This window comes from Caulobacter sp. SL161, assembly GCF_026672375.1.
Taxonomy (GTDB): Bacteria; Pseudomonadota; Alphaproteobacteria; order Caulobacterales; family Caulobacteraceae; genus Caulobacter.
The window spans coordinates 1,577,879-1,590,921 of record NZ_JAPPRA010000001.1 but is presented as its reverse complement, the minus strand read 5'-3'; the positions used below and the strand labels follow the sequence as shown (position 1 = coordinate 1,590,921).

The 13,043-nt window shown below is 66.6% G+C and carries 10 protein-coding genes and 1 pseudogene; 8 read left to right on the top strand and 3 right to left on the bottom strand.

The window, feature by feature from the left end; translation table 11 throughout:
- Nucleotides 1-41: 41 nt before the first annotated feature.
- The 5 genes from OVA11_RS07740 (at nt 42) to OVA11_RS07720 (ending at nt 5,507) form a co-directional block, all read left to right on the top strand.
- A complete protein-coding gene (locus OVA11_RS07740; RefSeq protein WP_268066900.1) occupies nt 42-1,709 on the top strand; it encodes a GMC family oxidoreductase in 1,668 nt (555 codons plus the stop codon).
- Nucleotides 1,710-1,836: 127 nt separating this feature from the next.
- On the top strand, nt 1,837-3,375 hold the full coding sequence (locus tag OVA11_RS07735; protein WP_268066899.1) for an acyl-CoA synthetase: 1,539 nt from the start codon (nt 1,837-1,839) through the stop codon (nt 3,373-3,375).
- Nucleotides 3,376-3,425: 50 nt separating this feature from the next.
- A complete protein-coding gene (locus OVA11_RS07730) occupies nt 3,426-4,442 on the top strand; it encodes a nucleotidyltransferase family protein (RefSeq protein ID WP_268066898.1) in 1,017 nt (338 codons plus the stop codon).
- 64 nt (nt 4,443-4,506) lie between these two features.
- Nucleotides 4,507-4,953: a MaoC family dehydratase gene (locus tag OVA11_RS07725; RefSeq protein ID WP_096032722.1), complete on the top strand. Its 447-nt coding sequence runs from the start codon at nt 4,507-4,509 to the stop codon at nt 4,951-4,953.
- An 83-nt stretch (nt 4,954-5,036) separates the two neighbouring features.
- Nucleotides 5,037-5,507, top strand: a complete 471-nt coding sequence (locus OVA11_RS07720; RefSeq protein ID WP_268066897.1) for an OsmC family protein — start codon at nt 5,037-5,039, stop codon at nt 5,505-5,507.
- Between the two features lie 30 nt (nt 5,508-5,537).
- Here the strand turns inward: OVA11_RS07720 and OVA11_RS07715 are convergent, their stop codons facing one another.
- On the bottom strand, nt 5,538-7,439 hold the full coding sequence (locus OVA11_RS07715; protein WP_268066896.1) for a CocE/NonD family hydrolase: 1,902 nt from the start codon (nt 7,437-7,439) through the stop codon (nt 5,538-5,540).
- Between the two features lie 87 nt (nt 7,440-7,526).
- Here OVA11_RS07715 and OVA11_RS07710 point away from each other — a divergent pair, with 87 nt between their 5' ends.
- Nucleotides 7,527-8,969, top strand: coding sequence for an aminotransferase class V-fold PLP-dependent enzyme (locus tag OVA11_RS07710; RefSeq protein WP_268066895.1), 1,443 nt, complete (start codon nt 7,527-7,529; stop codon nt 8,967-8,969).
- 80 nt (nt 8,970-9,049) lie between these two features.
- On the opposite strand, the pseudogene OVA11_RS07705 reads toward OVA11_RS07710, so the two are convergent.
- A pseudogene (locus tag OVA11_RS07705) lies at nt 9,050-9,252 on the bottom strand (CsbD family protein).
- A 60-nt stretch (nt 9,253-9,312) separates the two neighbouring features.
- Complete coding sequence (locus OVA11_RS07700; protein WP_268066894.1) at nt 9,313-10,269, bottom strand: trypsin-like serine peptidase; 957 nt, start codon at nt 10,267-10,269, stop codon at nt 9,313-9,315.
- Between the two features lie 20 nt (nt 10,270-10,289).
- On the opposite strand from OVA11_RS07700, the gene OVA11_RS07695 reads away from it, so the two are divergent.
- Nucleotides 10,290-12,482: a S9 family peptidase gene (locus tag OVA11_RS07695; RefSeq protein WP_268066893.1), complete on the top strand. Its 2,193-nt coding sequence runs from the start codon at nt 10,290-10,292 to the stop codon at nt 12,480-12,482.
- On the top strand, nt 12,479-13,030 hold the full coding sequence (locus OVA11_RS07690; RefSeq protein ID WP_268066892.1) for a GNAT family N-acetyltransferase: 552 nt from the start codon (nt 12,479-12,481) through the stop codon (nt 13,028-13,030). Before OVA11_RS07695 ends, OVA11_RS07690 begins: the two co-directional genes overlap by 4 nt.
- The last annotated feature ends 13 nt before the right edge of the window (nt 13,031-13,043 follow it).

Sequence of the window (13,043 nt, the reverse complement as noted above, 5' to 3'; positions counted from 1 at the left end):
CGATTAGCGACGAGAACGCGGACGGCGAAGGGAGAGAAACGATGACCGGGATCATCGAGGCCGACTACGTTATCGTGGGTGCGGGATCGGCGGGCTGCGTGCTGGCCGCGCGCCTGTCGGAGAACGGCCGCTACAAGGTCGTGCTGCTGGAGGCGGGCGGCGACGACCGGCCGACCAAGAACCTCTCCCAGTTCGCCTCGAACATGATGATCCACATCCCGGTCGGCTACTCGTCGACCCTGAAGGATCCCAAGGTCAACTGGCTGTTCACCACCGAGCCCGACCCCGGCACCGGCGGCCGGGCCCACGTCTGGCCGCGCGGCAAGGTGCTGGGCGGCTCGTCCTCGATCAACGCCATGCTCTATGTGCGCGGCCAGGCCGCCGACTATGACGGCTGGCGGCAGCTGGGCTGCGAGGGCTGGGCCTGGGACGACGTCCTGCACTACTTCCGCAAGTCGCAGAACCAGGAGCGCGGCGCCTGCGATCTGCACGCCACCGGCGGCCCCCTGAACGTCGCCGATATGCGCGACGCCCACCCGATCTCCGAGGCGCTGATCCAGGCTTGCGACCAGGCCGGCATCCCGCGCTATCCCGACCTGAACGGTCCCGATCAGGAGGGCGTGACCTGGTATCAGGTGACCCAGAAGAACGGCGCGCGCTGCTCGTCGGCGGTCGCCTATCTGCACCCGGCCATGAAGCGTCCGAACCTGCGCGTCGAGACCAATGCGCTGGCCGGCCGCGTCCTCTTCGAAGGCAAGCGGGCCGTCGGCGTCGAGTTCATGCAGAACGGCGAGCGGCGCACCGCCATGGCGCGCGGCGAGGTCATCCTGGCCGGCGGCGCGATCAACTCGCCCCAGCTTCTGCAGCTGTCAGGCGTCGGCGCCGGCGGCCTGCTGCGCGAGCATGGGATCGAGGTCGTGGCCGACCTGCCCGGCGTCGGCGAGAACCTGCAGGACCACTACATCGTCGCCGCTCGCTACCGGCTGAAGTCGGGGACCGTCTCGGTCAACGAGCAGAGCAAGGGCGGACGCCTGGCCGCCGAGGCGATGAAGTACCTGCTGTTCCGCAAGGGCCTTCTGACACTGTCGGCGGCCCACGTGGCGGCTTTCTGCAAGTCCCGCCCAGATCTCGCAGGACCGGACATCCAGTTCCACATCCTGCCCGCGACCATGGATCTGGAGAAGCTGTTCAACGAGCAGAAGATGGAGCTGGAAGGCGCGCCGGGCATGACCATCGCGCCCTGCCAGTTGCGCCCCGAAAGCCGTGGGCACATCCGGATCAAGTCGGCCGATCCGTCGGTCTATCCGGCCATCTTCGCCAACTACCTGGCCGATCCGCTGGACCAGGAGGTCATCGTCGCCGGCCTGAAATGGGCGCGGAAGATCGGCCAGCAGCCGGCCATCGCCCAGTACGTCGAAAGCGAGATGAACCCCGGTCTCGAGGTCCAGACCGACGAGCAACTGCTGGAGTTCGCCCGCCAGACCGGCTCGACGCTCTATCACCCCGTGGGCACCTGCCAGATGGGGACCGGGCCGATGGCCGTCGTGGACGCGCAGTTGCGCGTGCGCGGCGTGGAAGGCCTGCGCGTGGTCGACGCCTCGATCATGCCGCGCCTGATCTCCGGCAACACCAACGCCCCCTCGATCATGATCGGGGAAAAGGGCGCGGACATGATCCTGGCCGCCGCCAGGCAGCCCGTCGCCGCTTAACCGCAATCCCGTGTCATCCCGGACGGCCCGCAGGGGCGATCCGGGACCATAGCAAACTCAGCGCTTCCGGCGGTCCCGGCTCGGCCTTCGACCGTCCGGGATGACAGTTCAAAACGAGGTCCCGGCTATGCACCCCTACCTCCACGCCCAGTCGCAAGGCGGCAAGGCCGCCTACATCATGGCCGGCTCCGGCGAGGTCGTGACCTACGCCCAGCTGGACGCGCGGTCGAACCAGGGCGCGCACCTGTTCCGGTCGCTCGGTTTGGTTCCCGGCGACGTCATCGCCATCCTGATGGAGAACAACGCCCGCTTCTTCGAGGTCGCCTGGGCGGCTCAGCGATCGGGCCTGTACTTCGTCTGCATCTCCACCAAGCTGACCGCCTCTGAGGCCGAGTACATCCTGCAGGACTGCGGGGCCAAGGTGTTCATCACCTCCACCGCCATGGGCCCGGTGATCGACGAGATCGCCGCCCTGGTCCCTGGCCTGTCCCTGTTCACAGTGGGCGGCGCGCACGGCCCTTACGCCGACTTCGTCGCGGCCCGCGACGGCCAGCCGGCCATGCCGATCGCCGACGAGAGCGCCGGCACGGACATGCTCTATTCGTCCGGCACCACCGGCCGGCCCAAGGGCGTGAAACCCGCCCTCAGCGGCGGTCCGATCGACGCGCCCAACGCCCTGCAGATGATGGCCCAGGGCCTGTTCGGCTTCTCCGGCGACAGCCTCTACCTGTCGCCCGCGCCGCTCTATCACGCCGCCCCGCTGCGCTGGTGCATGACCGTCCACAAGCTGGGCGGCACAGTGATCGTGATGGAGAAGTTCGACCCCGAGGTCGCCCTGGCCCTGATCGAGAAACACAAGGTCAACTGCGGTCAGTTCGTCCCCACCCACTTCGTGCGGATGCTTAAGCTGCCCGAGGCGGTGCGCGCCAAGTACGACGTCTCGTCGATGACGTCGGCGATCCACGCCGCCGCCCCCTGCCCCGTCCCGGTCAAGGAGCAGATGATCGCCTGGTGGGGTCCGGTGATCTTCGAATACTACGCCGGCACCGAGGGCAACGGCTTCTGCTGGATCAATTCGCAGAACTGGCTGACCCACAAGGGCAGCGTCGGCCAGGCGGTGCTGGGCGAGCTGCGCATCTGCGACGAGGCCGGCGACCCCGTGCCGCCGCGCACCGAAGGCACGGTCTATTTCGCCAATGGTCCTGCGGTGAACTATCACAACGCCCCGGACAAGACGGCCGAGAGCTACAACAAACACGGCTGGACCACGCTGGGTGACGTGGGCTGGGCCGACGAGGAGGGCTTCCTTTACCTCACCGACCGCAAGAGCTTCATGATCATCTCGGGCGGGGTGAACATCTATCCGCAGGAGATCGAGAACCTCTTGATCACCCATCCCAAGGTCGCCGACGCCGCCGTGGTGGGCGCGCCGCACGAGGAGATGGGCGAGCAGGTGGTGGCGGTGATCCAGCCGATGGACCTCGGCGACGACCAGGTCGCCCTAGCCGAGGAGCTGATGGCCTTCGCCCGCGCCAACCTCAGCCACGTGAAGTCGCCGCGCCGCATCGACTTCATGGCCGAACTGCCCCGCCACCCGACCGGCAAGCTCTACAAGCGCCTGATCCGCGACGCCTACTGGGGCAAGGGCGAGAGCAAGATCGTTTAGAGGGCGGAAAAGTTATACGCAGATTTCATATTTGCGTATAACTTGCTCTCATGATCCAGCGCCTGCCGCTCTCGGCCGCCACCAGCTACGCGGAACTGATGGAACGCCTGCGTCTCGCGCGCTTCGGCGAGTTCCCCTCTGGATCGAGCTTCGTCTCCAAGACCGTCAAGGGACGACTCTACTGGTACGTTCAGATGCCCACGGGCGGCCAGCAGAGCCGCAGGCAAGTCTACATCGGCCCCGATAGCGAGGCGCTGCGCGAACGCATCGCCCGCCACGGCGAGCACAAGGCAGATGTCGAGGATCGCCGACGTCTCGTCGCCGCCATCCTAGCCTCTGGCGCGCCAAAGCCTGACCGGATCAGCGCCGAGATTGTGCAGGCCCTCGCGGAGGCCGGCGCCTTTCGCATTCGCGCGGTGCTGATCGGCACCGTGGCGTTCCAGACCTACGCGGCGCATCTGGGGGTCCGGCTGCCCGTGACAAGTCTGGCGACCCTGGACCTCGACATCGCCCAGGACTTTGGGATCGCCTCCAATCTGGACGATAAGCTCGAGAAGCCTATCCTCGACATCCTTCGAGGATTGGACCCGCGCTTCTCGCCTGTCAGCTATGCGTTCGACACCAGACGGACGACCAGCTACGCGCTGAACGAGCGCTACCGCGTCGATGTCTTGACCACCATGCGCGGCGCGCCGCGCGACGAACCATCCTACCTGCCGACGCTGGGCAGTGACGCCGTACCCTTGAAATTCATGGATTTCCTGCTGCGCGATCCAGTCGAGACCGCCGTATTGCATGGCGCGGGCGTGCTCGTGAACGCACCGGCGCCCGCACGCTACGCCGTGCACAAGCTGATGGTCAGCCGCAATCGCAAGGTCAATCCGGAGAAAGGACTCAAGGATCGCCTCCAGGCGGCGCAACTTATTGAGATCCTCGCCCAGGAAGACCCCTTCGCCCTGCGCGAGGCCTATGCCGAGGCGCGCGAGCGGGGCGAGGCCTGGCGCGAGCTGCTAGACGAGGCCGTATCACAGCTGCCCGAGCCCGCGCGCGCCGCGCTGGAGCCTTGAGCCGACTTGCCCTTCCGGGCGACGCATGCGACCAATCCAAACAACTGTTCGAGGGAGAAATCACATGAAGGAAGTCGCCTACGCCGACATCGCCGGCCTGGTGGGCCAGGAACTGGGCGTCTCGGACTGGGTCGAGATCACCCAGGAGCGCGTGAACCTGTTCGCCGAAGCCACCGGCGACCATCAGTGGATCCACGTCGATGTCGAGCGCGCCACCAAGGAGATCGGTGGGCCGATCGCCCACGGCTATCTGACCCTGTCGCTGATCCCGATGCTGGGCGCTGGCATCCTGCGGGTGACCGGCGTGACGCGCGGCATCAACTATGGCTGCGACAAGGTCCGCTTCACCGGCATGGTCCGCGTCGGCAAGAAGGTGCGGATGCGCCAGAAACTGCTCAGCGTCGAGCCCAAGGCCGGCGGTCTGCAGATGAAGAATGAGTGCACGATCGAGATCGAGGGCGAGGAGCGTCCCGCCTGCGTCGCCGAGACCATCTCGATCATCTACGGCTGATAGCCTGCTTCTCGGCGTGTCATTCCGGAAGCCTCGAAGAGGCTATCCGGGATGACGCGAATGTTTGGCTGGAGGAACGAGGCATGGCCAAGCAGCACGACTACACCAGCCTGATCGAATGGACCGGCGACCGGGGCGACGGCACGCGCACCTATCGCGGCTATGACCGCACCTGGACGATCGCCACACTCGGCAAGCCGCCGATAGCCTGCTCGAACGATCCGCTGCTGGGCGGCGATCCCACCCTGCACAATCCCGAGGACCTGCTGCTGTCCTCCTTAAGCGCCTGTCACATGCTCTGGTACCTGCATCTGGCCTCGAGCGCCGGGATCGTCGTGCGTGGCTACCGCGACAGCCCGCTGGGCGTGGGTGAGAGTACGCCCGACGGCGCGGGGCGGTTCCTGCGCGCCACCTTGCGACCGCACATCGTGGTGGAGGCCGGCGCCGACCTCGCCAGGGCCGACGCCATCCACCATGAGATTCACAAGGTCTGCTTCATCGCCCGGTCGGTGAACTTCCCGGTCGACTATGCCGCGACCTACGAGACGGCCTGAACCCAAAGCGCTCAGGCCGCCTTAAGCAGTCTATTTGGCCGATACGACCGGCAGTTCGATGTAGGACTCCCGCCCCGGCGCGTGATGGATCGCGTTGCGGGCCACCACGAACTTGGCCTCCTTCTCGTTGTCGCCGCCCGTGTTCAGGTTGCGGACAAACTTGGGGAAGTTCGACGAGGTGATCTCGATCCGGATGCGATGTCCCGGCAGGAAGGTGTTGCTGGTCGTGATCGGCGTGGGCTTCACGACACTGACCGCGCCGGCCGTCAGCATCTTGGGCTTGTCGTAGCCGTCGCGATAGCGCGCCCGCATGATGGTGTCGCCGAGGATGTAGGCCGTGCCGTCCGGCGCGACATCGACCAGCTTGACCGCAAAGTCGGTGTCCTTGGCGTCCGACGACACGTGAAGCACCGGTCGCACGAAGCCGGAGACCTCCATGGCCTCGGTCAACGGCTCGCTGGTGTAGACCAGCACGTCGTTGCGCGCCTCGATCGGGCGCTGGTCGAAGGCGCCGGCGATCACCAGGCCGCCGTTGCAGCAGTCGCCGCCGCCGATGGTCTGCACCGGGTTGGCCGGATCATAGACGTAGCGGTCAGCCTTTTCGCCGGCGGCCGGGGCGGCGGTCGACAGCTTGCCGTCGCCGTTCAGGCTATTGGCGCGTCCGCCCGAGCGCAAATAGAAGCGCACCGTCTTGGCCTGTTGCGGCGGCCACTGGGCCGATTCACGCCAAGCGTTGGCGCCCATTGAGTAGTAGCGGACCGGCGGGGTCGAGGCCGAGAACGCGGCCGTATCGCCCTTCAGCCAGCGGTCGAAGAAGGCGTAGACCTCCTTCTCGGCGTCGAAGTCGATAGACCCCAGCGCCCGGTCGCCCGACTTGTACGGACCGCTTAGCACCCGCGAATTGAAGCCGCAGTGGTTCGAGGGCGTGACCACCACGTACTGGTTGGCGCTGGCCTCCTTGTCGGAGTTCACGCTCCGGGCGTGGTTGAACAGGGCCATGTTCGGCCCGATCGAGACATCGTACCAGGAATTGAACCACAGGGCCGGGACGCCCCAGCCGGCGTCGTCGTGATAGAGGCCGCCCTTGCGCCAGGCCGGATCGGCCGGGCCCTTGCGGTTGATCAGTTCCTCGAACGTGCCGGTCGGCTCGCCCAGGTCCTTGAGCATGTCGGCCACCGGCAGGTGGCGGATCTGCTTGGGCCAGTCGACGGCGGGCTTGTTCGGCGCCAGGTCGTTGTACTTGGCCAGACGCGCGATGGTCGGCTGGTCCAGGCCCTTGGGCGGCTGCGGGTTCAGCGGGTTGTCGACGCCGTACAGCCAGACGAAGAACAGGTTGCGCGGCACGCCGCCGGTGTACCAGTTGCCCTGCTCTTCGAACTCGCCGACCTTGCCGATGCCGGCGCCCGAGGCCTGCGGGACCATGGCCGCATGGGCGGGGTGGTTCTGGGCGGCCAGGGCCAGCTGCCATTCGGCCGAGGACGAGCAGCCGCGCGTGCCGACCTTGCCGTTCGACCAGGACTGCTTGGCGATCCAGGAGAGGGTGTCGTAGCCGTCCGTCTGGGGCTTACCCAGGATCTCCCAATCGCCCTCGGAATAGAACCGGCCGCGCTCGTTCTGCAGCACCAGGGCGTAGCCGCGCTTGATCGCCTCCAGCGCGCTGCGGCTGCTGCCCACCTTGTAGGAGAGCTCATTGTACGGCGTCTTGATCAGGATGGTCGGCAGAGGCCCCTTGGCGCCCTTGGGCCGGTAGACGTTGGTGGCCAGCCGCACACCGTCGCGCATGGGCACCATCTCGAACATGGTGACGTCGGCCTTCTGAGCCAGCTCCCGCTCGATCGCCGCGTCTGAATATTGAGAATAGTCCTGGGCCAAGCTTGGCGATGCGATCGCCAAGACCATGACGGCCGCACAAACCTTCATAGACCTATGCATTTTGTTCCCTCTCCTACCCCCGTCCACCAATCAAACTGACCGCCGCCCCTCAAGCCACTTTTCGACGCCCGGCGCGCACGCAAGGGATTGCCCGCCGTCGCGCCCGCTCTGCCCAAGACACGACCTCTGTGCCGCCAGCCTTCGCGCCCGCAGTCGGACCATCTTGCACCGCCCATCGGTTCATGGGCTGCTCCCTCGCCGTACCCGGCCAACCAGAGGACCCCGATGCCCCTCGCGCCCAGCCGCCGCCATTTGCTTTCCGTCGCCGGTCTTGGCGCGCCGGCCCTGCTCGCCGGCGGCGCACGCGCCGGCGCGTCCAGCCCCGCGACCAGCCTGACGCCCGACTCGATCCCCGTCGCCGAGCTCCATCGCCAGTTCGACGTCGAGCCCGGCTACCACAACCTCGAGGCCGGCTACTGGAGCATGATGCCCCGCATGGTGGCGCAGGCGTTTGCACACAACACGGCGATGGTGAACCGCGCCAACGCGATCTGGGCCCGCAACGTCCTGCCGGGCGGCGAAGGCTGGACCAGCGCCTTCCGCGCGGCCGAGGCCGCGATCGCGCGGCTGGTCGGCTGCGGCGCCGACGAGATCGCCATCGCCCGCAGCGGCGCCGACGCCCTGCAGATGCTGATCACCAACTACAAGCCGCTGAAGGCCGGCGACGGCGTGATCTGCTGCGATCTCGACTATGACACCATGATCGCCGCCATGCGCTGGCTGGGGACGCACAAGGGCGCCAAGGTCGTCGAGTTCGCCATGCCCGAGCCCGCGACCACCGCCAATATCCTGGCCGCCTATGAGGACGTTCTGAAGCGGACGCCGGAGGCCAAGCTGCTGCTGGTCACCCAGGTGTCCAACAAGACCGGCCTCGTCACCCCAGTGCGCGAGATCGTGGCCATGGCCCGCGCCCGCGGCGTGGACACCATCGTCGACGCCGCCCACGGCGTGGCCTGCCTGGATTTCCAGCTCGAGGATCTGGGCGCCGATTTCGTCGGGTGGTCGGTGCACAAATGGACCTCGGCGCCGCTCGGGACCGGCGCGATGTATGTTCGCAAGAGCCGCCTGCCGGATGTCGACATCGCCTTCGAGAACCGCAACTTCCCGGACGATGACATCAACACCCGTATCCCGTCGGGCACGGTGAACTTCGCCGCGGTCATGACCATCCCGACGGCGGTGGACTTCCATTTCGCGGTCGGCGGCGCGGCCAAGGAGCGGCACATGCGCGGCCTGCGCGATCGCTGGGTCCATGCGGTGAAGGATCTGGCGAATGTCGAGATCTGCGTTCCGGACGATCCGGCGCGCTACTGCGCGATCACCAGCTTCCGCCTGAAGGGCATGACCACCGACGAGGCCGCGCGCCGGGTGCAGAAGCGATTGTTCGACGTCCACCGCATCCACACGATCTGGCGCGGCGGTGTACGCAAGGGGCCGGTCATCCGCGTCACCCCGGGCCTGTTCAGCACGCCGGCCGATGTCGACGCCTTGGCCAAGGCCCTGCGGACCGAGCAGGCGATGCTGCTGTGAAGGTAAAGGGCTGTTTTGATGTTGAGTGTTGATAGCCATGCAAAACGGCCGCCGGATCGCTCCGGCGGCGGCCTTGTCAGTCATCGCCTGGCGTTCAGCGCTTGATCGCGTCGCCGAGCTTGTCCTGGGCCTTGCCGACCTTGTTCTGCAGGTCGCCCTTGGCCTTCTGGGCCGCGCCCTCGACCTGAAGCCTTGCGTTGCCCGTCGCCTTGCCGACGGCTTCCTTGGCCGCGCCCACGCCCTTGTCGATAGCGCCTTCGATGCGATTGGTGCTCATGGCCAGATCCTCTGCGTTGCTGTTGTGCGTCGCGGAGGAAACGGCGGCGGCCGTGTTCGGGTTCCGTCAGCGGTTGGCGCCGAGGGGGACGGTCGGGGTGGAGACTGCTGCGATGGCCCCGGGCGTCGGCGGGGGCTGAGCGGCCTGGGCCTGGGTGACGGGATCGCCGGGCGCCTGATCGATCATCGCCAACGTCTCGCGAATGAACTTGGCGTGGGTGACGATGCCGATTTCGAGGCGCTCGCCCGAGAGCTCGACCTGTTGGGTCAGCACCCCGGCGATGAACTGCACATCCTGGGTGTCGTTCCCGCCCGGGCGGCGACGGGCGGCCTGCGCCATGAACACCGGCCCGCCCGAGTTTCCCGGGAACACCGAGAAGTCGAGCAGAAAGGTCGGGAAGTCCTTCGATGGGGTCAGCGGATAGGAGGCGACTCGCCCCGACCGCAGAATCGGAAAGCCCGCCGAATTAGCCGACAGCCCCCTGGGAAAGCCCAAGGCCATCATCTCGTCGCCGGGGCCCAGATTGAAGGCGTTGAAGGTGTCGTCCTTGGCCAGATAGTTCAGGGGGATGGCCGCGCGGACGAACTCCTCGGGCGCCTCGACCACCATGGCGGCCACGTCGCGGGTCGGATGCTTCACCCACAGCGGATGATCCCCGTCGCGGATCTTCAAGGCTTCGGGATCGTAGCGCCAGACGCTGTCGGAGCCCTGCACGCGATAACCGATGCGGGCCGTCATCGACGGCATCCGCTCGAACACGTGGGCGGCGGTGATGAGGATGGTGCGCGGCTTGCCGTCGGGGGTGGTGTCGGCGATCAGAAAGCCGGTACCGACCGTCCGCGAGCCGTCACCCAACGGTTGTTCCAGCTGCACCGTCGCCTTGATAAGGTCGACGGAGAGGTCAACCGGCATGACGTCCCCCCCTCGATACGCGACACGCACTAGCCTCGACGCTCGAGGGAGTTTGACCATAGCGCTTCTGCGCCGCAAGTTGTCGTTCTGCCGCACGCGCGGGTTGTTCAAGTGTACGGGGGAAATCTCTCATGGATCGACGTCAGATGATGACGGGAGCCGCCGCGGCGCTTACGTCATCGACCGCACTCCTGTCTGGAACAGCTTTTGGATCGCCCATGACCGCCGACAACGCCGCCCGCCCCACGCCGCCGGTGGCCAAGAAGGTCCCCAAGACCATCACCCAGCTGGGCCGCACACGCACCGACGACTACGCCTGGATGAAGGACGACAACTGGCAGAAGGTCCTGCGCGATCCCAGCCTGATCAAGGCCGACGTCAAGGAACACCTGACCGCCGAGAACGCCTACACCAGGGCCATGCTGGCCCCGACTGAGGCGCTGCAGGCGGCGATGTTCGAGGAGATGAAGGGCCGCATCAAGGAAGACGACGCCAGCGTCCCGGCCAAGGACGGCCCGTTCGAATACTACACGCGCTACGACAAGGGCGCGCAGCATCCGGTCCACGCCCGCAAACCGGTGGGCGGCGGCGCCGAGGTGGTCCTGCTGGACGAAGAGAAGGAAGCCAAGGGCAAGGCCTTCTACCAGGTCGGTGCGGCCAGCCATTCGCCCGATCACAAGCTCTACGCCTGGGCCGTCGACGAGCAGGGTTCGGAAGTCTTCCGCATCCACGTGAAGGACCTGGCGACCGGCGCCCTGCTGGGCGAGGCCGTGGACAGCACCACCGGCGACTTCTGCTTCTCGCCCGACGGCCAGTGGCTGTTCTGGACGTTCCGGGACGACAATGGCCGTCCCGCCAAGATCTATCGCCGCCCGATCAAGGGCGCGGCCAAGGACGACGTGCTGATCTATGACGAGCCCGACGAGGGCTTCTTCATCGGGGTCGGCGTCTCCAGCTCCGAGAAGTACGTCGTCATCTCGTGCGGCAACCAGGAAACCAGCGAGGCGCTGCTGATTCCGGCGGCGAACCCGACGGCCAAGCCGGTGATCTTCCACCCGCGCGAGGTGGGGCTGCGCTACGAGGTCGAGCACTGGAACGACCACTGGGTGATCCGCACCAACGCCGACGGCGCCGTCGACTGGAAGCTGGTCACCACGCCGGAGACCGCGACCAGCAAGGCCAACTGGAAGGACTGGGTGGCCCACAAGCCGGGCCGCCTGATCTCGGGGACCATGGCCTACAAGGCCTGGTTCGTGCGCCTGGAGAAGGTCGACGCCCTCAACCGCGTGGTCGTGACCGCCAAGGACGGCGCCGAGCACGCCATCGCCTTCGACGAGGCCGCCTACGCCCTGTCGCTGGAAGGCGGCTACGAGTACGACACCGACACGGTGCGCTTCGTCTACAACTCGATGACCACGCCGCGTCAGTGGTTCGACTACGACATGGCCAAGCGCACGCGCACGCTGCGCAAGACCCAGGAAATTCCCTCCGGCCACGATCCGTCCAAGTACGAGACCCGCCGCCTGAACGCCAAGGCCGCCGACGGCGCCGAGGTGCCGATCTTCGTCCTGATGAAGAAGGGCACCAAGCTGGACGGCTCGGCGCCGCTGCTGCTGTACGGCTATGGCAGCTACGGCATCTCGATGGAGCCCAACTTCTCGATCCGCAATTTCAGCCTGGTGGACCGGGGCTGGATCTGGGCCACGGCCTGCCCGCGCGGCGGCTCGGAAAAAGGCTGGAGCTGGTTCCTGGACGGCAAGAAGTTCAAGAAGAAGAACACCTTCACCGACTTCATCGCCTGCGCCGAGCACCTGCACGCGGCCGGCTATGGCAAGCCCGCCAATACGGTGGCCTATGGCGGCTCGGCCGGCGGCCTCTTGATGGGTGCGATCAGCAACATGCGCCCTGACCTGTTCGCCGGGATCATCGCGGCGGTGCCGTTCGTCGACGTGGTCAACACCATGAGCGACACCACCCTGCCCCTGACCCCGCCGGAGTGGCCCGAATGGGGCAATCCGCTGGAGGACAAGGAAGCCTACGACTACATCGCCAGCTATTCGCCTTACGACAACATCGGGCCCAAGCCCTATCCGGCGATCCTGGCCACCGGGGGCCTGTCGGACCCGCGCGTCACCTATTGGGAGCCGCAGAAGTGGGTCGCAAAGCTGCGGCCCGCCACGACCAGCGGCAATCCGGTGCTGCTGAAGATCAATATGGAGGCCGGTCACGGCGGCGCCTCGGGCCGCTTTGATTTCCTCAAGGAGATCGCGCTGGACTACGCCTTCGCCGTCTGGGCGGTTGAAAAGGGTTGGACGAAGGCGTGAGCGTTGTGATCCGGGCGTCGACCGACGCCGACATCCCGGCCATTACAGCCATCTACGGCTGGAACGTGCTCAATGGTCTAGGCACGTTCGAGGAGATCCCGCCCGACGCGGCCGAAATGGCGCGCCGGCGCCAGGGTTTCCTCGAGCGCGGCCTGCCCTATCTGGTCGCCGAGCTGGACAGCAAGGTTGTGGGCTATTGCTACGCAGGCCCGTTCCGTCTGCGCGCGGCCTATCGCTACACCGTCGAGGACAGCGTCTATGTCTCGCCCGAGGCGGTCGGCGCGGGGGTCGGCAAGGCGTTGTTGTCGGCCCTGATCACCACCTGTGAGACTTTGGGCCTGCGACAAATGTGCGCAGTCATCGGCGACAGCGACAACGCCGCCTCCATAGGCCTGCACGCCGCTCTTGGCTTTGAAAAGAAAGGCGTTTTCCCGAATATGGGCCACAAGTTCGGCCGCTGGGTGGACCTCGTCTGGATGCAGCGCCCCCTGAACGGCGGTGGAGCAACCCCGCCAGACACGCTTGGGATGAGTCTGAGCGGCGTCTAGCCAGCGCTGTCAA